The sequence below is a fragment of the Paenibacillus dendrobii genome (genome assembly GCF_009807035.1).
Taxonomy (GTDB): domain Bacteria; phylum Bacillota; class Bacilli; order Paenibacillales; family Paenibacillaceae; genus Paenibacillus_AQ; species Paenibacillus_AQ dendrobii.
Window position 1 is genome coordinate 683789 of record NZ_WUBI01000001.1, and the last position, 20826, is coordinate 704614.

The window sequence follows — 20826 nt, forward strand, 5'->3', positions numbered from 1 at the left end:
AAATAAAAAAAAGCCCAGAGAATCAGGCTGTGTTGCTTTTCTTAATGGGGTTCATTTGTGTCATTAGACTCTTTGTTTGCGCGCATGACATCAACTTCACGGGCAAAATAAAAACGCTTATGGGCGCTTGTGATGATACGTATTTTATTTATATATTTCATTTTCCAAAATAATAACGTTTTCCTCATTAGAGGACTTCCCTGTTCGTTTCGTATGTTCAACCAACTTAAAAATGTTATCGCAGCATTGTTTAGCACCCATAATTAATAACGGAACACCTATGGAATCGATTTTTAATCCTCTTGATAAGAACCCCCCAATTGACATGACGAACGGTACCGTGGGTGATGTATTAGAAAATATTATTTTTTCTTGAAAATGCTGTTTACTTTGTAGTAACAAGCTAAAATTCTTTAATGCCGGAACAACAAGCTTGGAGGATTTTCGTCCTAGTGTATATACCGAATCTCCATGTTCGTCTATCCCGTGAAAAATGATTTTTCCCGAATCATCTTTAGTTAATTTATTGAAATACTTAACATTTAATATTTCTTCTTTAGTTAGTTTACGTTCTGATTGGGTAATTTCTTTTAGATGATAAGCAGCTGCAAGAGCTGTTGTATGTGTCCCACCGTAGTCATTATAGATATAAATCATGATATCATCCTTTATATGTTTATCTATAGCTATTATTGTCATTCATTTTAGTTTCAATTCGGATGATGATTTTTTAGCTCTTATTAAACTGGATGTTGCCGAGAGGAACGGCTCCATAGAGCCAATAGGGACGTCATTTCCCCTGTACACAAAGTTCTTGTGATTCACTTTTGACAAAACATCTATTGTTAAAACAAAAAAAGCCGCAATTGTGCGACTTTTAAATATTTATGTTCTTGATTGCGGGACTTGGAAACGGTCACCCCTTACAGCTGTATCATTTCATGTAGCGATATTCCAGGAGATTCTTCAAATTTGAGATTTTCTGCAGCAGCTTCTCCCCGACATTGGTTTCCCTCACCAGCTTCCGCTCCAGTTCTTTGTCCACCAGTCTTTTTACAGACAATACGTCCGTTCCGTTACATAACACATCTTCTTTTGAATTAAATTTCTTATGGGCGACGAGCTGCATGCCAAAGGAATTATACAACAAAGTATATCCGGCGATGCCTGTTGTGGATTGATAGGCTTTGGAAAATCCACCGTCTATGACGACCATTTTCCCATTTGCTTTAACAGGGTTCTCTCCGCGAATTTCTTTAACTGGTGTATGGCCGTTGATGATATGTCCATGATCCGGATTCATATCAAATTCCATCAGGATTTTTCGGCAGATCTCCTCATTTTCACGCAAATGGTAGTAAGGGTTCTTTCTCTCCCTATGGGTTTCTTTATCGAGGATAAAGTACCGTTCAAATGTGGTCATTTCTCTCTTTCCAAAGAGCGAGGAACATTCCCCAGTCCAGATGTACCATACCATATCCGTAGCCAGATCATCCGTCTCTTCCGGATGCGCAAAGGCATAACGCAAATAATATTCAAAGACATCGAGCAGCTGACGGCCCGAATAGGTCTTGTCTTCAATCTGCATTGCTTCCATGTTTCCTTCTTCATCCAAAGGAATACAACCGTGGATTAACAAATTCCCGTTGTATTTTAAATAAAGGCTGCCCTTTTTCATCAAAAAATTCATATGTCTGGCCAGCTTTTCGGAATGCTGAACGGAGAACAGCAGCTTTTCCATCACCTGCTGTTCTTCCTCCAGCAATTGTTCAGGCTGCTGCGGATTGACGGTTCTGAAACAGGTGTTTTCCAGCGGGTACGTTTTTCCGCCGATCCGGATTTCATTGTTGTCGTAATCGATCCGCTCAAGCAAAAGCCTTTCAGACATATGAAAGTAAGGACGTCTCTTGATAATCGGGATTTCAAGCTTAAACTGGATCATGGCAATGGCTTGATGAATTTTGGTTATCTGCAGGATTTCCTGCGCAGATACGTTATGGCCAGCTTGCAGCTTCGGTCTGAAGGCCGGATTGTCATCGTAGTATTTCTCCGCCAAGTTCAGCAGTGGGCGAAGGTTGATTCCGTATACGTCTTCGATGATGTCAAGATTGTCGTATCTGGCGCAGATCCGGATAATATTCGCAAGGCAGACCTGGGAACCCGCATAGGCACCTATCCACAGGACATCATGGTTCCCCCACTGGATGTCTACAGAATGGTAGTTGATCAGCGTGTCCATAATTTTATCGGGGTCCGGCCCGCGGTCATAGATATCTCCGACCACATGTAGATGGTCAACTACCAGGCGCTGGGTCGTATAAGCAAGGCCGATAATGAGCTTGTCCGCCTGGCCCAAGGAGATAATTTGCCGGTATATTTCCTCATAATAAGGATCCTTATTGTTGGTCGGATCCGTCTTGTATAGAAGCTCTTCTACAATATATACGAACTGCTCCGGCAGAGCTTTACGCAATTTCGAGCGCGTATATTTGGAAGAGGCATAAGAAATGAGCTTAAGCATTTGTTCAATTGTTTGTCTATACCACCGGTTCAAAGCTTGTTTATTGCACAGGTCTCCTTTAACCAGCTGTATTTTTTCCTCCGGATAATAAACTAACGCCGCAAAATCATTGATCTCATTATCCGTCCAAACCTCACGGAACAAATCTTTGATTTTCTCTTTTACGGTACCCGAACCGTTTCTTAGTACATGCTGAAAAGCCTGGAACTCCCCATGCAAATCACTGACAAAATGCTCTGTTCCCTTGGGGAGATTGGAGATCGCTTCAAGGTTGATAATTTCGGTTACGACTTTTTCTTCCGTATCATACTTCTGGGCCAATAAATCTAGAAATTGCGCATCCAAGACAGATGTCCCCCTTCAAGGAAATATGGCAATGTATAAACTGTATAGTTAACAAAAAAAACAAAATTATTTATGTGGTGGTATCAAAAACGAGATTATATAGAAGTAAGCTACGGTGTGCGATTGATCGGCCGCAACGAAGTAAATGATATGATCCTTAAAATGAATCCCTGTGCTGCTGAGCAGCGAGAGATAGCCTGAGCTCCTGAAGAATATTTTGGTGGTTCATTTCCTTTTTCGTTCAGGCATACAAGACTACATAAATAACCAGATATTAAAGATCTGATCCATAGTAGCTCCATCAGTAAAAGCCAAGATTGCCAACGGAAAAAAAACGTAACCCTATCAATTCATTATAATATTTAGCCCCAATTAATCTCTCTTTAAAATTCGGTATTCAATACCTATTTCTTGCTGATATTTCAGATATATTGGGACCACATCGAGATTCAAGTGGGTCTTTATGTGCCACTTTAAAGTTGCAAGATCGATAAGAAAATCTCCATATTTTCCATTGCTATCAATGACTCCGGTTATTCGTTGCCCATCAGATAAAATGTTGTTTTGGTGGAAATCACCGTGAATAAAATAACGAGATGGTTCATTGTAGGTAGAGTAAGCTAACGATCTGTTGTAGCATTCATCAGATACATCTTTCTCTAAACAGGATGTTTTGAATAAGTTGTCCCATCCATTATGAAATGGATTCTAAGTACAACAAAAAACAGCAGCCAATTACTTGTCGGCCGCTGTTTTTATTTGCTTTAAATTTGTCTTTCCCCGTTCGGTGAAAGATGTAACTGTTCTTTCTTATATCCCACAAATTTGCATTCTACAATCCGGTTATAAAGCGGTTCTTTGGCGCTGAATAGTCCGGCTCCTTTTCTTGAAAGAGCGGGTTTTATCGCTGACGACATGACCGTTTGAGTCCATGTCGTTAGCGATGATTTTTTTATTTCAACGGCTCAAACTGCCCGCCAAACGCAATCGTTGACGATAAGGACCGACTGGAATAAAAATCAGCCCTGTTTCATCACGGGAAACCGTCCGATAAAGCGCATCGCTGGAATTGGCGTCAAACCCAAGAAGCGGACGCCCTCCCATACCAAGGGCGGATGCTGCTAGCAATAATCGGTGCACAAGCATCCCGGCCTCCATTTGCTGTATGCGGTATCCGCGCTTGCCGAGCTGCGATTGAAAGAAACTCCTCTTCCCTGCCACATGAAAGGCGAGCGGCACTTGAAACAAATTGATATTGGAAAGCGACATTCCCTCCTGCATCCGTTGCCGTTGATCCCCAAGACAAACTGACTGCAGTACATGTGCGGCGCCATCATACCGATAAGCGCCATCCGGAACGTTATCGACCCCGTAAAAACAGCCATAAAGGCAAACACGGGGTTCCGGCTGCTCCTGCGGGCCATCCAGGTCATTGTGATACGAGAAGGAAGCCGTCGCTTCCCGAAGCAGAGCGGCAATCCGGGAGAGACCGATCGGCTTCCAAATAAATTCAGTCTCGGGCGAGAACCGGTTGCGGCAAACCGTCGCCAAATCATACGACAAGCGGTCTACATGCGGCAGAGGCAGTGCGCGCGTTTGATCCGGGATTGCTTGTTCATCCTTCCGGATCTCTCGAAACAATCGCGCCGAATCCAGTCGGGACGCTTCGCTCATCCGAAGGAGCATCGGATAATCAGCTATCCTCCGTGACCTGACATAGTGATCATGCTTGACTGGCGGCAACTCCTGGCACAGCTCGGAAGCGGAAACCATGTCCTCAACCTCGTTTCCGCTTTCCATCCACCGGATCGCTGTCTCTGTCGATAACGGGATAACCGCGTACACACTCTCCTCTTGTTCCGATAGTCCGAGCATATGATTGACGGCTTGATCGAGAAATTGAAAATGCACGCTAGACGAAAATCCGATTCGTTTCGCCATTTCGAGCAGCTGTCCGATCACAATGCCGGCATCTAGCCCTTGAAGCCGGTAGGCAAAATTATTGTATTTGTAAAAATTTTTCCAGTAAACCGTAGACACGAACGCGGCTCCGAAGCAACCATTCGTGTCGCGGCGATTCCCGAGCGACCTCGCTAAATAGTCGTCGTAATTTCCTTCGCGCAGCAACACCAGCCGATGATGCGCCGCATCGTAATGGTATACGCCGGCAGGCAATTCATCAAGCTTCAGATAGAGATACAGTTCGCTCGGATATAGCCCCCCTCCGGAAGGAACGAAGCGCCGGCACATCTGCAAGACGCCTCCCGGTTCTTCCGATGTATCCCCTGGCATGACGGATTGGGTCAATTGCGTAAGGCCGAATACATAGTAAAGGAAATGTCCGATATCGCGAAGGCAAGGCGCACCGGTCGTTTCCCTGCCTTCGAGCGTTGCCGGCACTTCTCTGGATAGAGGAAACATTGGCAAGCCGCGATAAAGCTTGTAAGGAAGCGGCGCGTCACCCCAATCCGTCTCCCAATCCAAGGGCTTGACCTTATCCGGATCATATTGCAAAAGGTGAAGAAAAACGTCCAAATTCATAAGACTCATCGCGTTCCTCCTTGTCTTCAACCGCGTCGCCCCATAGCCGTATTTATGGGAACGGGTGCGGAAATGGATTAAGCTGCTCAGGCGACAAGGGCTCCAGCGAATAAGACAGCTCCGCAGGGACCCTGAGCACTCTATCTAGTCCCGTCAAACGGATGAGATGCTGCCCGAACGTCATCGGCAGCATGCCAGGAATAAGTACTTTCACGCAATGCAGTCCGTTGCGACGCGTCTCCGGAGTCGTCTGGTCCACCACGATCACTTCCAGATTCAATTGGCGAAAAACATGCAGCATGGCCTTCAGATCATCGGTCAGATCGGCGTTCCACCCTCTCGGTTCAAACGCTTCGGCAAACGTTTGCATCGGACGATTATCATTAAGCAGAAAATCGAGCCGTTCCTCCGCCTGTTTCAACCCGTACAGCATGGAGTGGTCCTCCATCTGAACGACCTGGTACGGATCGAGAAGCATCCGTTCATACTGCTGACGGTTTTCCTCGAATTTCTCGCTGACTGTGAGCAGCATGCCCGCCACCTCGTGGATCGCGCTCTTTGCAGCACGGATCGGATCCGGATGGGCGCCCGCCGCGCAGATGAGGTTCACACCCCGCTCTTTCTTGTTTTTCGCAAGCGCCCACACGCTCGGTATGCCGTGCTCCATTGTCGAATTATACAAATGCACGTTATAGCCCGCCACGGCCTCTAGACGATCCGTCATCCATCGCAATTCCCGGTCCTGGACCGAACGGTGATCCAGGCGCGGCAGGGGCAGCCGCGCATACCAGGTCATGAGGAAGGAGTCGCGCTCCACCACTTCCAGCAACCCGTAGAAGATTGCTTCCTCTAGACTGCCACCCAGCGCGCAGCCATTAGACGTTTCGTAGACGAATCCGTGACCGCAGCCCGAACTGTAATAAGCCAACAGCTCCGGTACGAGAATCGGACGCTGCTGCAGGAACGAATAACCCCATACCCAATCGATCGGCCGCTCAGGATCGAATGGCTTGAAAGGGAAGTCTGCGCGTTCATACTGTTCCTTCGTATGGACGCCTACGCTGAGAGGATCGAGCGCTTGGGCCTTCACATTGCGGAAACTGTCATGAACGACGGATCGTTTGCCGCGGGGCGACAGACCGCAATAACGTTCCAGTCCCTCCAGGATGGCCGTCATTTCGCTGTCCGCATAGGAGTGGGTCCGGCCTGCACAAGCTTCATCTCCGCCAAACAAGGGCAAATTGATACTTGCATCGGCGAATGGGGAAACAAGGTCAACCATTTTCCCGTTTAGAAAACCGGTCCTGGCATCTAAATATTCATTAGCCAAAACATCCTTCAGCTCATCCATCGAACGGCTGCGATACGTTTCGACGGTGATTTTCGGGCTTGGTTGCAGCGCAACACGTGCCGTCTCTGCATCGTCTTCCGGCAATCGGCCGCAGATCGGACATAGCGGATCGGGCAGGAAGAAGTGCGATGAGCTTTTCATCGTACGCAGATTGATCAAGTACATCCGGCTTTCAATTTCCGGCTGGCCGCCCGACAGTACCTTAACGGCTTCTGCCGCGACAACGTGCGCCACCTGCAATAATCCCGTTTGAGACGCCCAAGTGTCCCGGGCGATCCCCCCATGCGACGCCAGCATCTGCTGTAGTTCCCATGATTCCCTGCGGTCACTTCCCGCCAACAGAAACCGGGTATCCGCGCATTGCGAGCATCCTTGCCCCTCCGGACGAACCAACGGACCGACAATCGCCTCTCCGAATGCAACAAACCCGCGCAGCCAGGGCGTTCCCGACTGTCGGAACCGTTCCTCCGCCGCAAGATGAATGGAAGGATCCCAAGCATCGTTCAACACCAGCGCCAAGTCTTCCATTGCCGTCTCTCCAGAATCCATGCTCTCCTGCCGTAACAGCCGATAGCGGTCATCGGCAGATAATAACTTGCTTACCAAATCCGCGAGTTGTCCTTCCCCAATGACCGTTACGATCGCGCTCAAAGCGTCTCCTCCTCTCGCAGCGACACGCCAAACACGCCTGCCAGTTCTTCTTGCATAAACGGTTCTAACGACAAGTCAACGACCGTGATCCGCTTACGATTCAATTTTAGAATCTGCCGGACGGATTGCAGCGTTAAGCTGTATTCTGACTGATCGAAGCTTGGAATCGTCAGGTTCTGCGGCAAAGCATCTTCCACTCTGACCGAAGAGCGCTCCAGGATTTGGTCTTGGATGTCCAACACATCGTTTTGAGTCCTCATCAGTGCCTGGCAAAGGGCTTCTCGCAGCGCCATCGTGCGGTTGAATCCGACCCCGCCGTACCAGTACCCGTTCGTACCGACCCAGACGACCGGAAAACCCGCTGCTTCTTCTTGCCCCAGACCGATGATCGGGGCGTCCCGCATCGTAGTCAATGTGCGCAAGCAATAGCGACAAATGTCATCCTCAACCTTGCTTAACTTGACTGGATAAACGGAGGGCAGGCTGGATTCGGAACGACTTTTCAGCTCCTCGAACAGACATTTCCGCAGTCCGCGGAAGACCGCTTCCGCTACGGTCTCTCCTGCTCCGATCCCTACATATTCATATGACTGCGACTCGATCGGACTTGCGGTATCCGGCTGCGCAGGTCTAGCCTCCTTCAGAACTCCGGCCAGTCGCGACACGTAAGCCTCGATGCCGGCCAAGCCCGCTTCCTTTCTGGCTTCATGGTGTGTCATCCCCGAACAGACGATCTGTGGCAGCAGCTCGGCGGGACCTTCCGACAGCGGGTCGACTGCCTGCACTCGACACTGCGAGAGCGGAAGCTGCTTCAAGTCCCCTTCCTCCCAACGGTGGAAAATACCGGTCTCCGCCGAGGTCAAATGATTGAAATAGGAGAGGAGACGATCTGCTTCTAGCCGTTCCGTATGCTGATCAATTGGAAGGGCGAATGGATCCGTAGGCTCGGCCGGACGAAGACCCCTGACCAGCGGATGGGGAAGTAACGAATGCCACTCACCTTCTAATGTCTCCGGATTCAGCAGGAACAGCTTTCCGTTCAATTCCGAAGCCGTCGTCCCCGAAACGTTCTTAAGCCATTCGAATACGACGACATTCGCGAGCATGGCTTCCGACGTAGTGGAGACGGCGGTCGGCCGATCCGCATCGCCAAGTGCGGTTCGGTGAATTCTGCGCCAAGCGGATTCGAAGCAGACGTCCGAATCCGGGTGCACCAACGGCCCTGCTATGCCCATCTGCGGTAAATAGATGGCTGGCAGCAGCAGCTTCTTCGCGTCCCTGCAGGCCGCATGAAGCGCTCGCAGCTCTCCGGGATCGTCATCCTGAGCGACGTAGAGAACGGAATCCACCAGCCGCACGACCTCTGGCCAATCGGGGAGGCCGTCATTCGACGGAAAGACCTCCTCGACCTCGATTTCGAGGTCCGATAGACGCGCGGTCGCCGTCAGCTCGGAGATCCGCTGGCGATCCGTGGTCGTCCGATTAGTAATCAGCATGCGAAACCGGGGCAATCCAGATTCCAACAAAGCCGCAACGAGCGAGACAAATATTGGACCGGAACCGACCGCGATTGGATTAGCCTGGCGATAGGTCTGAAAGCGGTGCGCGCCCGAACCGCCAAAGCTGTCCAGAAATTCGATCTGTGCGGCATATTTCCGTTCAATCGCTTCCGGAAGGCTGTGCGGGCGGTCTTGGCTGGCATCTCGGGCAAAGCCGTTGCTCAGCAGTACCTCCGCGATTTCATAAACCCGCACCCTGTGCGGTTCCGGCAGCCCGTCCGTCAGATCCGCCATGGAATAATCCCCATTCCACATGGGCATCAATTTTTCGATCCACAGATCGACCATATCGCCTTCCATTCGGAACGAACCCGTATTGTTGCGAAAATAGACGCCTCCATTTGAATCGGGGAGAAAGAACGTATCCCCTTTCACTTTTAGACGCATAGTAGGGTTCAAGTTTTTATTCCTCCTTAAGGTTTTGCCGGAGGCAAAACCGATTCGTAAGTATAAACTACGTTTTTTCTCGAAAAAAACCGCATTGTACGCAGACCTTCGGTTTCCCTCATTTTTAAGTTATGTAGAGTGTTTTGTCCGTCATACCTAAAACCAAAAAAGGAACAGCCCCTGCAAGATGAGACATCTGCAGGGGCATACCGTTTTGCGGATCGCCAAGCGTGCTTTTCGGTACTCAACGGCAGCGAGCGCAGCTTCCACAACGTGCGCAGCTACTGCAGCGGGCGCAGTTGAAGCAGCTACTGCAGCGGAAGCAGCTGCTGCATGAACAAAACCCGCCGCAAAAGCCGGCGCAAAAAAAGCAAATACCAACACATAAACGGGGATCCCCCGGACCGTTCTGATTCTGCCCCGACGTAGGCGTAATCCCCGTCGAATTGAACTGACCGACATTCAAGTTTTGCAGATCCTTCTGGAAATCGTTCATTTTATACCCTCCGTATCATTCGTTTCCCTGTGGGACAATCGTTATACGAGAATGTTTAGATCTGGATATGTTCGGCTTACAAGCCCATCCGCCCTTCTCGACTAGATAATTTATGAATTTGGATCCACTAGTGTTCCTATGACATGTGCCTACCTAATAAAAAGAATCCCGCAGACTGCTTCTGGCAGCCGGGGTGAACGTAACCGACCGTGGGACTTGATCCGGAGGGCTTTAGAGTTCCACCTCTACTTGTCATGACCATAATTGAGACTATTGGTGACACCAGTAGATCTCGGTTTATCACCCGAAGGAATGACCAGTATCGTATTCATGTCGTCCCCCACTGACACCGCCATATAAAATAAAAAAAGCCCGGAGAATCAGGCTTTAGTGCTTTTCTTAATGGTATTATATTGGGGTCATTAGACAGGTGTCACACCAAGAGAGCTAAAAATGCCTTCAACTGGAATGACGTTTCGTATTATCAGAGCACACAAAGTCACCGTAGATCAGCGGACTGATACATATTCTCCACTTTCAACAACTAAGTGTTGATACCCATTTGAATCAAGCGTTCGCTCGTATTCGTCCCGATCATCCTCGAAATAGCTGCGCTGCATCAATATTTTGATAGCCTAAATATCGGCCTCGCAATCTTGCGAATCCAAAAAGCAAATACGGTCACTGCGTTCCATGAGCTGCGCATATTCTGGATGTATTGATCGTTGATAATATACGTCCGAGTGGAAGTAGGGCTCCTCCAATACAAGTATAGGCTGATGGGCAAAAAAGACTCGAAGCAAGGTCACATACATTCTTTTTGAGGAGCTTAGATCCTTGATTTTCACCTTCCGTTCTTCTTTTATAGCAAAATAATCCATTAAAAAAGTGACACGCTCATTTCTTTCCGTTACTTGGATTAGAAACGTGATGAGCTCTTCCACCGTTAAACGCATATACTCGCTTTGCCCAGCTCGGAATATATAATATTGGGATTGATTCACTAATTGATTCATTAAAAGCTGCTTTCGCTTCAAGTCCGTTATAATGCCAATTGATGGGTTCGATGTCATATTTAATTCGATTTTCGGTACAAATAATTCCCCATCATCAAACATTGGTTGAAATTGCATGCCGTCCTCCTGGTCTGTGATGCTATTGGATAGATATAACAATTATAATGTTCGGATACTTTTTTGTCAGTTTCTATTGAGAAATATAACGGCATGTTTTCTCTACGCCATATCAGTATATATTTTGACCATCGTAAGATAGCCACAGGATGAGACTGTTTTACATCCGAATAGGAATATTCAAATAAAGGTCAAAATATTGTCATAATAATAATTCATAGGGGGACTGAGGGGGGGACTGAAGTTGAACACAATTGCCAAGCAACATCGTTTTACCAATCGCTACACTGTATTAATCAGCTTTACCATACTTGCAGGAATCAGCCAAATGCTCTGGCTTAATTTTGCTCCCTTAATTACGACGCTGGAAACCACTTATCATGTGACGGAATCGGATATCAACTGGCTGCTGATTGTTTTTCCGCTCATTTATGTGCTTCTTTCCATCCATGCCGGAATTATCATTGACCGCAAGGGCTATCGGTTCGGGATCGGAATCGGCGGCTTACTTATGGCTATATTCGCCTGTGTTCGGATTATGGATTACAGTTTTATGTGGCTGCTGATTGGGCAGATTGGGATTGCTATTGGACAGCCGTATGTGATAAACGGGATTTCCAAGCTGGTGGTCGATTGGTTCGGTCAAAAGCAGCAGGCAATGGCGACCGGAGTGGGAACCGTTGGCATGTTCGCAGGCATGGCATTAGCGCTTGCAGGTACACCGATGCTTGTAGATGCGATAAGACTTCAAATGACAATGGTCATTTTTGCGGGGATCACGATTGTGTCGGCAGTGTTCTTTGCGCTTGTAGCTTATCCAAATCTGCAAAATAAGCTGAATGAACAGATGACGAGTGAATCCGGCGGTATCAGCTGGCGAGATTATATTCCGCTGCTGCGCAATCGGCAGCTCCTCTTGATCTCGATCATTGCGCTACTCGCACTCGGCTTCTTTAACGGCCTGACCTCATGGCTTGAGCCGATTCTAAGGCCTAACGGCATTAATGCCGAAGGAGCAGGCTTGATCGGGGGTGTGCTGATCATAGGAGGTATCGTTGGTGCGAGCATCATTCCAGGTATATCCGATAAACTTGGTACGATGAAGCCTTTCCTTTGGATTAGCTGCCTGATCTCCATTGTGCTTGTCTATTTGATATGTACTATGGATCAATATATGCTTCTGCTCATTTTGGGCGCTGTACTCGGATTTATCTTCCTTCCCGGTTACGCTTTGCTGCTGTCGCATACGGAACGTCTGGCCGGTGAGCAGCATGCCGGAGAGGCGACGGGATTGATTATGCTGACCGGCAACCTGGGAGGCGTGCTAGTCATACTGGCTATGCAGCTAGTAAAAGGGGACAGTGATTCGTGGATCAACTCGGTCTATTTGATGCTGGGACTGCTTGTGTTGTGCGTGATTCTGGCACTTAACATCAAAGAGGGACGTTCCACTCCACTGAAAATCGATCCTAAGGGCGATACCCATTCGCAATAACTTTAATGAAAAAGCAGCAGCTCGGTGCTTCTTGATGAAGCGCTGCTCTGCTGCTTGAACTTATTACTGTTCAGGTAAGGCTCGAGCGAAAGTGCACGAAATTAAGATCTAATTTCTTTAAAATGGCTTAACGACCATAAGCACCAATATGGCAATCATCAGCAGCTGTGTTGCCGTCTCAATGGGTACGATCTTTTTTATCAGATGTCTGAACTCGGCGGGTATTCCATTATCCTGGTCTGGACTCTCAGATATAATCTTGATGATCTTTTTCATACGCGGCTCGATCCATCCGTCGATCATGACAACCATAAGCAGCGATAAAAGGATGGATATATTGAGCCACATTTGGGATAACCCCATCTTGGTTATGATCATCAGCCAAACCCCGGTTAAAATAAGTACAACTCCGCCAATTTTAGGCATGATGGCAAGCTTGGTCGTCATTCCAAATGCAAAGTTCAATTGGCCGACGGTTCTTGCTGATCTGCGAATGATGGGCATCACGAAAGCGGGGCCAATGATGGCGATCGAAGCCAGGATATGCAAAACAAGCAGTAATCCGAATAAACCCATGATCCCTCTCCTTCTCAGCGCACCGTAATATGGCTTTGATAGGCTAGACCAACCCTTTTTCTTTTAAATGCTCCTCCGAGCGCAAGATGGTTAAGCATACACATGGCGACATCCTCATAAGTAATATTCAGCTCTGAAAGTCGGCTGAACAAGTGACCGGCTATTTCTGCCTCGGAATATTTCTTGATCGTCTCCGAAATTGGAACGGGCAAAATTTCCGTTGTTACATGCAGGTGAACCGGATCCGGATGCTCTCTCGAATCCATCATGGTTCCCGGACACATCATGGACCAATCGAGCCCAGTCTGTTGCAGCCTTTCGTAATTGCGGTTGTGATTTATATACTCAGGTGGGAAGCCCGGTAAATTGTTGCCGATAAGATCGGTATACGGAATATTTAACAGGCCGGCTCCTCCCATCATCCATACCCGCCCAGCGAAACTGGACTGCAGTTCACATTGGCGTATGATGTTTTCGTTGATACGAACAAATTCTTCTCCCTGGCCCGCATGGCCGGCTGCAATAATAGCGGCGTCTTGATGCGCGAGTGCCTCACCAACGCTCACCGGGTCCATCATATCGTCCACGATCACCTTCACATGCTTTGCGGAATGCTCACCTAGTTGCTCCTTAAGCTTCTCAGCATTTCGCACAAATGCGGTCATTTCATGCCCCATGCTAATTCCTTGTACCAAAACTCTTTTCCCTGTATTCCCCGTCGCCCCAAAAACAATAATTTTCATTGTTCTTTCCTCCTCTTGATTTAAAACCCAGTATTTGGTTAGCTCAAGCTTAGCATCGCTACAAAAGGATGTTAAGAACGCACTTTAAAGTAGGGTACTTACTTAAAAGTAAGCAATCAAACCCGATCATACAGATCAGGAGTGCGACTATAGGTAAACAAAAGCTGCCCGGAATCCCGTGGCAGCTTTTGTTTTGAGTTGATTGAATTCGTGTTCAAGTTCATTGAACCCGCTTTATGACGCAGGCTCTTCATATTTCCGCTTATTGTGATTTTCTCCCCAAGCACACATGACTTCTGCGACAGGAATCAATGTTTTGCCGTATTCGCTAAGGGAATATTCTACTTTTGGAGGTACCGTAGGGTAGACCGTTCGATCGACGATGCCTTCTCGTTCCAAATCCCGGAGATGTTGTGAAAGCATTTTTTGCGAAACATCAGGTATAAGCTTTTCCAGATCGTTGAATCGCTTTGAGGATTCAATCAAAAGCCATAAAATCATGGGCTTCCATTTGCCACCTAAAACATGGATGAGTGTCTCAACCGGACATTCACGCTGATGAATCATTAATGAATCATCCCTTTACTTTTAAGTAAGTGCATTACCTAAAATTAACATAACAAAATTTTACGATAGCGCTACAATCAAGTCAATCATTGAAACAAAAAAAGGATAAGATATCAATTAGCTTGAGTATACGGATAATGATTTTCCTCTCTTAAAAACAGCGGCTCTGGACAGAATCCAGAGCCGCTAGCCAATGATTGGAGCATTTATTGGGTTTTCTGCCACGCTTCCTGATTTAATTCTCCATTTATTGCTGCCGCAGCTACAGCCCCCGATGCGGCAGCGGCAATGGATTGATGCATTAGCGAGGACGCGTCACCCGCTGCATAAACGCCAGGGATACTTGATTTTCCAAAATCGTCGACTGCAATTACTCCCGTATCCGATATGTGGCAGCCTAGGGACTGCGGCAAATCCGTTCCCGGAACCAGTTCCGATTTAAAGAAGATTCCCGTGCACGGAATTTCTGTCCCATCTTCAAGCGCAACATGATTCACCATACCCTCGCTGGATAAGACGGCACGAATCGGTGTATCAAATAGCGGAATATGATGATCCCGCAATTCATCGCGTTCAGCTTCGCTCAATTCATCAGGTCCATTCGTGCAAACGACAAACCGCTCTGTCCACCCTGACAACAGTGGAGCGAAATGCATGAGTGCCGCTCCTTTGCTAATGACAACCAGCGGCTCATCCCTTAATTCCCAGCCATCGCAATACGGGCAAACAAACGCGCTCTTCCCGTAGACCTCGGCCAATCCTGGAATGCCAAGCTTACGATCCTTCATGCCAACGGCAAAGAGTACCTTTTTGCTAGCGATCTTCATCCCCGTGGCCGTCTCCAGCAGGAAGTATCCGTCCCCGCGCATGATCGATACAACGGTATCTTCCAAGTGGGAAACCGATGGATAGACGCGCAGCTGCTCCTTCGCAATACGACGGAATTCACCCGGGCTGATTCCGTCCCGCGTCAAAAACCCGTGCGCCTGCCGGGTTACGGCATTGCGGGGACGTCCCTCATCAATGACAATCGTCTGCTTCCTCGCGCGTCCCAGCATAAGTCCGGCGCTCAATCCGGCGGGACCTCCGCCGATAATGGCTACATCTACTTTGTTCATGATTGTTTAACCCTCCTCTGTATGATCAACAACTCCCTAACTGTCTTCGGCAACTGCAAGCTATATTCTGTATTCTCTGTCGTTCTGACTTTGCGGACAAACAAGATAATTCTATATTATAGATATTATAGGCATTGATTGTCTTTAATTAAACTATAAAAAAAGCAGTGTTATGTAACGATAATCCGTTACCGCAATTCAATTTCCGCATAAGATCCGACATTTTCTGATTTCTTAATTATTCTTCATCTTCTCTTCTGCCGATATCACCACCTTTTGAATCGAGTATTCAGGCCCTCAGAGGTTGCCTCAAACTTACCGAAAGCATCTCCATAAAATCTCTAAGGTTTAGCGAGGTTCATTTTCGGCGGGATATACCCGAGCTGCCTGCCCATTTTTACAATTTGTCCTCTATGATGAAATTCGTGTGTGATGGTGTGCGTAAATAGCCATAATTCGGTTAACTCTGAGCTGCCACTCTGCCAGGATGCTTGAATGGTAGGATCCCATTTGTTTTTAAATTCATTCAAAAATTCATAAACTAGGGCATCCGTTTTTTTAAATACTTCACGCATTTCCTGTACATTGTCAACGGATTCTGGATTTATGATGGAAAGTGATTTACCAAGGGCTCGATTCCCCAACCATACCCGATAACAATCGGCTACATGAGCATGTAGACTGCGGATAGAAACTCCGCCAAAGGTTTCAACTTCTTTAACATAATCTGAGCGGGACAAAGTTTCGCAAAAACGAAATAATGATTCCCTTGTGTGTTGGATCAATTCATACTGACTTTTGAATTCAACCATCTCTCGCTCTCCTTTTGTTATCCGTTTTGACTACAGTTACAGCTTTATTTCCGACTCCAGCAGAATGCATACTCTCCAGCTATAAACCAATATCAAAGCTATTAAAGATACTAGATATCTTTAATAGGCTTAAAAAAGAAGTGTTATATCACTATATTCACTTCCCGCACAAGATCCGACATTTTCTGATTTCTCAACTGTTCTTCCATCTTCTCTTCAGCCGATAACACCACCTTTTGAATCGGGCACCCTGGTCCATGATCGAAACTACAATCGAACATCGATGCTGAGCCTTCAATCGCATGAATAATATCTAGGAACGATATATCTTCCCAATTTCGTCTGAGTCGATATCCACCATTCACACCCGTGATCGATTCAATCATGCCCGCCTTCACCAACTTGGTCAGTATTTTGGACAAATAGGTTGGAGACACATTTTGTCGCTCTGCCAACAGCTTTACACCCATCGGTTTTTGCGGAGTTGCCGCAGTAAGAAAGAGCATTGTATGGAGAGCATAATCGGTAGCCTTTGAGTACTTCATTCATCATCACCTCAAACAAGGACTTTACATATCTATAATAGCTATTATGTTTCTGTACGTCAAGGATAATACATGTACTTATCTCGGTAAAGTACAGCTCACTTATGTGTTAAATAAGCGATTACGAAGCGTTCACTGATCCTTTTAATCTGGTCGTGGTCATATTCCGTCAGAAGAATAAACCCTTCATTTATATCGTCAAACACAAAAAGTCGATAATTTATATTCACTTCCTCTGGACAATACACATGAAAAAACGAAGACATTTCTTCCCTTGCTATAACGTTGATTTCACAAAAAAATGTGGACCATTCCGTCTTCTAAAACGGATGTCCACATATGTTGTGTAACGTATAGTAATATCAAGAGCTCGTTAACGAGACTTGTAAATTACAATTGATTTGTCTCATGCTATGGGTCAGTCCCCAGCGATATTCGCTCTGAACCTGGGCTTTTCTTCTATGTGCGACTTGCACGTTCCTTGCATCAGTCAACGTTAACGGCATGTGCATGTGCATGGCAAGCTGCCCTAACCATCCGTTGATAACGTCTGCACTCCGTACCGCTCTAGCACCCGGTAAATCGCATCCGTGCCGAAACCGATCGCTTCTATAGGAATCCGTTCATCCGCCGCATGAATCAGTTTGGTAAACTGCATGTCCTTGGGCAGCGGCATTGGAAGGAAACCGTAGGTTTGGATGCCGAGCCTCGCAAACAATCTTCCGTCCGTTCCTCCAGGCAACAGCATCGGAACCGGAACGGCCTCCTGATCCGCTTCTTTCAGCACATCGGACAGCAAACCGAACATCGCCATGTCGGGAGCTGCGGCGCATGGGTCATGGCGCAGCACTTCCAGCCCGATTGAATCATGAATCGCGAATCGGCGCAGCTCGTCCATAAATTGCTGCGGAGTGACGCCCGGTAGCGTTCGGCCGTCCAGCTCGACCGTAATTTCGCTTGGATGAACATTGATTTTCTCGCCGCCGCGAACAACGGTCGCGCTGACCGTATTACGCAGAAGCGGGGCGAACGTTTCGCCCTTTTCCCTTAGCAGCTTCAGGATGAGGCCGCCCAGCCGGGGTCGCAGCAGACCTCTCAACAACAGCGCCGGCAGCAGCGGCAGTGAGGCGGCCATGCCTCCAATCATCAACCGGGCTGCTGGTGTCGCATGTATCGGCAGTTTATTTCTGCTAAGCGATTGAAGCATGTTCCCCAATTGTGACATACTGTCGGCTCCAGGATTGCCCATGGAACCGTGGCCTCCGTCTCCTCGAATTGTCGCTTTGAGCCAACATAGCTGCTTCTCCGCCACCATAATCGGATAAAAGGTTTTCCCCAACGCATGAAACGCGAAGCCGCCGAATTCGCCGAGTGCATACTTAACGCCAGCAAAATAATCGGCATGTCGCTCTACCAGGAAGGAAGCCCCGTATTCGCCCCCTGCTTCCTCGTCGCATACCATCGCCAGAATGAGATCGCCCTTCAGCGGCAGCTTGCGGACATGAGCGCGGAGGAAAGCCGATACGAGCATTGCCACGCCGCCTTTCATATCAAGAGCGCCCCGCCCCCAGACGAAGCCATCATGGGTGTCGCCTCCGAAAGGGTCGCGGCTCCAGGCTTGCTTGTCTGTGCCAACAACGTCTACATGCCCATACAGCAGCAGCGGAGGTGCCTCCCCGCTGCCCTTCATTCTGGCCAGCAGATTAGGCCGGGCAGGATCAAGCGCATAGATCTGCGTCTCAATGCCCGCATCCTCAAGCAGTTGCCGGATATACATGATGCATGCGGCTTCCTCGCCCGGCGGATTTGTTGTATTGAAGCGGATCAATGCCTGCAAAATCTCCACGGGAGACGGCAGCTCCGCTGGGCGCCAGGCTTGATCCTGTTCCAACTCGTCATTGGCCACCCGGATACCCATGTCCCCGCTCCTTCCTATAATAGACTGCCCGCATATGGGCGTTCGGCAGGAGAAACGCCTGGCAAGCTGCGCAGTCCGAACTCACCCTGCAGTCTTGCAAGCCGTCGTTCCTGCTCTTCGGCTGACGTGCCTTTGGTGCGAAACACCGATTCCAGCATCGCCAGCGCTTGCCGAACATGCGACTCTGCCACTTGCTCTCCCGTCTCCCGCAGTCGCTCGACCAACTGCTTCACGATGCGGTACGGAGAAGCGACGCCTTGTTCATATTCGGCCGCGTTCCAGTTGCGGTTGCGGACGCAAGTGGCGATAGCCAGGCAACGATTAAGTAGATCAATTGAATAAACGTCCGTCTGCCGGCTTGCGTCAACCAGATGCGCCTCATCCTCCTTGTCGTCAAAAGCGAATACGTCCAGTCCGTAGGATGGAGCCAGCCGTTTCAGTACATTGCCCGGACCCAGTTCCACGGCAGCGGTAATGCCAATGCTCTTCTGAAATGCAAGGACTGCCGGCCAATTGACAGGGTCCGTCAATCCCCTTGCCAGCACACCCGAGATCTCCGCCGTATTCTCGTAAGGCAGACCTGTTAAGGATGAAACAACGGGAAAATCCATTTCTCCAAACGAGACGCGGTTCAACTCTTCGGTAAATTGCGCCGCCACCGGAGCCATCAACGGGCTATGAAACGGCGCGCTCACTTGCAGCGGAATGACTTCGGCCCCATGGACGGACAATCTTTCGGACGCTTCATGGACGGCTTCTTTGTAACCCGAAATCACCGTTTGCCGTTCTGAATTCATATTCGATACCACAACGATACGGCTTCCGTCCGTGCAGCCTGCGCTCGTTTCCAAGCATACTTTGGCAACAGTATCGGGACTCAGACCATTCACGGCGGCCATCGCGCCGATCCCCGCAGCGGCAGCCCCTTGCATCAACTCGCCGCGGCGATGTACGAGTCTGAGCGCATCCGGGAAATTTATGGACCCCGCGCAGGTTAAAGCGGTAATCTCGCCCAGGCTGTGACCGGCGGCCATCGCAGGTAGATATCCCCATTCCTGGCTATAGACGCGGTACATCGCCACGCTAAGCGCAAGAATGGCGGGCTGAGCATTGTCCGTCCGAGTCAGTTCCGTCATTGGTCCTTCATGCATCAGGCTATCAAGATGCATGCCCAGCGCTTCGTTCGCTTCCTCCATTGTCGCTTTAACAACCGCATACCGCTCGCTCAGCGCTTTTCCCATTCCGACGCGCTGCGAGCCCTGACCGGGAAACCATATCGCATGTTTGTTCAGCATATTCCATCACGCTCCTTACGGGTCAGATCGGGGCAGGCGCCTCGGTCAGCATTTTGTTTATCACCGCTACAACATCGCGTTCCCGCTCATCCAGGAAAAAATGTCCACCTTCAAACAGCATCAGTTCGCAGCCCCCCGTCGCATAACGCTCCCATTCACCGAGAGGGCCTTTGACGCAGTCGTCATCCTTGCCGCTCAAGATGGTGAGCCGGAGCGGCAGCGGCGGCCGCATCCGATGCTCGTATTCGCCGATAAGCTTGAAGTCGGCTCTTAGGATTGGCATAAACATATCCAGCAGCTCTCGATGCTGGAACAGCTCGTCCGGCATACCGCCGAGCCGTTTCAGTTCTTCGAGGAACTCGTCATCGGGAAGCGTATGGGTCCGGCGAACCTCCTCCTGCTCGCAATGCGGCGCCCCCCTGCCGGAGAGAAAGACTGCCGCAGGCAGCGGGAATCCTTTCTCTCTCAGCGCATGCAGCACCTCATACACAAGCAGGCTGCCCATACTGTGGCCGAATAAAGCATATGAATCGGAGCCAAGCGCCGTCTCCAGCACCAGCGGCAGCAAGTCCCGCACGGCCTCCGCCGTGTCCGCATAGAACGGCTCACCCATGCGGCTTCCTCTGCCTGCCAGTTCAGCCGGTACCAGACGCACGCCAGGATGAAGCCGGTTCGTCCAGCGCTTGTACACTTGTGCAGAACCTCCCGCATATGGTAAACAAATTAATGATATCGTCATAACGCCCGCCTCCCGGTAACATGTTGACCAAGCT

At 48.8% G+C, this 20826-nt stretch carries 17 protein-coding genes and 1 pseudogene; 2 read left to right on the forward strand and 16 right to left on the reverse strand.

What is annotated here, in order from left to right; translation table 11 throughout:
* Positions 1–144: 144 nt before the first annotated feature.
* The 6 genes and pseudogenes from GRF59_RS02975 to GRF59_RS03000 form a co-directional block, all read right to left on the reverse strand.
* Positions 145–657, reverse strand: a complete 513-nt coding sequence (locus GRF59_RS02975) for a DUF3189 family protein (protein WP_160496167.1) — start codon at positions 655–657, stop codon at positions 145–147.
* 277 nt (positions 658–934) lie between these two features.
* Positions 935–2866, reverse strand: coding sequence for a fructose-1,6-bisphosphatase (locus tag GRF59_RS02980; RefSeq protein WP_160496168.1), 1932 nt, complete (start codon positions 2864–2866; stop codon positions 935–937).
* Positions 2867–3238: 372 nt separating this feature from the next.
* Positions 3239–3457, reverse strand: a pseudogene (locus GRF59_RS30235) (phosphotransferase); the annotation flags it as partial.
* 366 nt (positions 3458–3823) lie between these two features.
* Positions 3824–5416: a SagB family peptide dehydrogenase gene (locus GRF59_RS02990; RefSeq protein ID WP_160496169.1), complete on the reverse strand. Its 1593-nt coding sequence runs from the start codon at positions 5414–5416 to the stop codon at positions 3824–3826.
* A gap of 43 nt (positions 5417–5459) precedes the next feature.
* Positions 5460–7409 (reverse strand): TOMM precursor leader peptide-binding protein, encoded by a 1950-nt coding sequence (locus GRF59_RS02995; RefSeq protein WP_160496170.1) that lies wholly within the window; start codon positions 7407–7409, stop codon positions 5460–5462.
* The gene (locus GRF59_RS03000) at positions 7406–9367 is read right to left on the reverse strand and encodes a putative thiazole-containing bacteriocin maturation protein (protein WP_160496171.1); all 1962 of its coding nucleotides are present in this window, start codon (positions 9365–9367) and stop codon (positions 7406–7408) included. The genes GRF59_RS02995 and GRF59_RS03000 overlap by 4 nt, the downstream gene beginning before the upstream one ends.
* A gap of 175 nt (positions 9368–9542) precedes the next feature.
* Between GRF59_RS03000 and GRF59_RS03005 the strand changes: the two genes are divergently transcribed.
* The gene (locus GRF59_RS03005) at positions 9543–9692 is read left to right on the forward strand and encodes a hypothetical protein (protein WP_160496172.1); all 150 of its coding nucleotides are present in this window, start codon (positions 9543–9545) and stop codon (positions 9690–9692) included.
* A gap of 794 nt (positions 9693–10486) precedes the next feature.
* Here the strand turns inward: GRF59_RS03005 and GRF59_RS03010 are convergent.
* Complete coding sequence (locus tag GRF59_RS03010; protein ID WP_237391605.1) at positions 10487–10984, reverse strand: hypothetical protein; 498 nt, start codon at positions 10982–10984, stop codon at positions 10487–10489.
* Between the two features lie 244 nt (positions 10985–11228).
* On the opposite strand from GRF59_RS03010, the gene GRF59_RS03015 reads away from it, so the two are divergent.
* Positions 11229–12479, forward strand: a complete 1251-nt coding sequence (locus tag GRF59_RS03015; protein ID WP_202128477.1) for an MFS transporter — start codon at positions 11229–11231, stop codon at positions 12477–12479.
* A gap of 117 nt (positions 12480–12596) precedes the next feature.
* On the opposite strand, the gene GRF59_RS03020 is transcribed toward GRF59_RS03015, so the two are convergent.
* The 9 genes from GRF59_RS03020 to GRF59_RS03060 all read right to left on the reverse strand — a co-directional run bounded on the left by GRF59_RS03020 (position 12597) and on the right by GRF59_RS03060 (position 20792).
* Positions 12597–13055, reverse strand: coding sequence for a DUF2269 family protein (locus GRF59_RS03020; protein WP_160496173.1), 459 nt, complete (start codon positions 13053–13055; stop codon positions 12597–12599).
* A 14-nt stretch (positions 13056–13069) separates the two neighbouring features.
* The gene (locus GRF59_RS03025) at positions 13070–13798 is read right to left on the reverse strand and encodes an NAD(P)-dependent oxidoreductase (RefSeq protein WP_160496174.1); all 729 of its coding nucleotides are present in this window, start codon (positions 13796–13798) and stop codon (positions 13070–13072) included.
* 234 nt (positions 13799–14032) lie between these two features.
* Positions 14033–14365, reverse strand: a complete 333-nt coding sequence (locus GRF59_RS03030) for a winged helix-turn-helix transcriptional regulator (protein WP_160496175.1) — start codon at positions 14363–14365, stop codon at positions 14033–14035.
* A 206-nt stretch (positions 14366–14571) separates the two neighbouring features.
* Positions 14572–15483 carry an NAD(P)/FAD-dependent oxidoreductase gene (locus GRF59_RS03035; protein WP_160496176.1) on the reverse strand — a complete coding sequence of 304 codons (912 nt, stop codon included), beginning with the start codon at positions 15481–15483 and terminating at the stop codon, positions 14572–14574.
* A 341-nt stretch (positions 15484–15824) separates the two neighbouring features.
* A complete protein-coding gene (locus GRF59_RS03040; RefSeq protein WP_160496177.1) occupies positions 15825–16295 on the reverse strand; it encodes a DinB family protein in 471 nt (156 codons plus the stop codon).
* 143 nt (positions 16296–16438) lie between these two features.
* Positions 16439–16840 (reverse strand): Rrf2 family transcriptional regulator, encoded by a 402-nt coding sequence (locus GRF59_RS03045; RefSeq protein WP_160496178.1) that lies wholly within the window; start codon positions 16838–16840, stop codon positions 16439–16441.
* A gap of 529 nt (positions 16841–17369) precedes the next feature.
* Complete coding sequence (locus tag GRF59_RS03050; protein ID WP_160496179.1) at positions 17370–18758, reverse strand: M20/M25/M40 family metallo-hydrolase; 1389 nt, start codon at positions 18756–18758, stop codon at positions 17370–17372.
* A gap of 14 nt (positions 18759–18772) precedes the next feature.
* Complete coding sequence (gene fabD, locus GRF59_RS03055; RefSeq protein WP_160496180.1) at positions 18773–20053, reverse strand: ACP S-malonyltransferase; 1281 nt, start codon at positions 20051–20053, stop codon at positions 18773–18775.
* A gap of 22 nt (positions 20054–20075) precedes the next feature.
* Positions 20076–20792 carry a thioesterase II family protein gene (locus GRF59_RS03060; RefSeq protein ID WP_160496181.1) on the reverse strand — a complete coding sequence of 239 codons (717 nt, stop codon included), beginning with the start codon at positions 20790–20792 and terminating at the stop codon, positions 20076–20078.
* Positions 20793–20826: the final 34 nt, after the last annotated feature.

Bases quoted from the DNA above. Each gene is read 5' to 3' on its own strand.
- GRF59_RS02975 (WP_160496167.1), bottom strand. From the start codon at position 657: ATGATTTATATCTATAATGACTACGGTGGGACACATACAACAGCTCTT.
- GRF59_RS02990 (WP_160496169.1), bottom strand. From the start codon at position 5,416: ATGAGTCTTATGAATTTGGACGTTTTTCTTCACCTTTTGCAATATGAT.
- GRF59_RS03005 (WP_160496172.1), top strand. From the start codon at position 9,543: ATGAGACATCTGCAGGGGCATACCGTTTTGCGGATCGCCAAGCGTGCT.
- GRF59_RS03010 (WP_237391605.1), bottom strand. From the start codon at position 10,984: ATGCAATTTCAACCAATGTTTGATGATGGGGAATTATTTGTACCGAAA.
- GRF59_RS03020 (WP_160496173.1), bottom strand. From the start codon at position 13,055: ATGGGTTTATTCGGATTACTGCTTGTTTTGCATATCCTGGCTTCGATC.
- GRF59_RS03025 (WP_160496174.1), bottom strand. From the start codon at position 13,798: ATGAAAATTATTGTTTTTGGGGCGACGGGGAATACAGGGAAAAGAGTT.
- GRF59_RS03030 (WP_160496175.1), bottom strand. From the start codon at position 14,365: ATGATTCATCAGCGTGAATGTCCGGTTGAGACACTCATCCATGTTTTA.
- GRF59_RS03035 (WP_160496176.1), bottom strand. From the start codon at position 15,483: ATGAACAAAGTAGATGTAGCCATTATCGGCGGAGGTCCCGCCGGATTG.
- GRF59_RS03040 (WP_160496177.1), bottom strand. From the start codon at position 16,295: ATGGTTGAATTCAAAAGTCAGTATGAATTGATCCAACACACAAGGGAA.
- GRF59_RS03045 (WP_160496178.1), bottom strand. From the start codon at position 16,840: ATGAAGTACTCAAAGGCTACCGATTATGCTCTCCATACAATGCTCTTT.
- GRF59_RS03050 (WP_160496179.1), bottom strand. From the start codon at position 18,758: ATGGGTATCCGGGTGGCCAATGACGAGTTGGAACAGGATCAAGCCTGG.
- fabD (WP_160496180.1), bottom strand. From the start codon at position 20,053: ATGCTGAACAAACATGCGATATGGTTTCCCGGTCAGGGCTCGCAGCGC.
- GRF59_RS03060 (WP_160496181.1), bottom strand. From the start codon at position 20,792: ATGACGATATCATTAATTTGTTTACCATATGCGGGAGGTTCTGCACAA.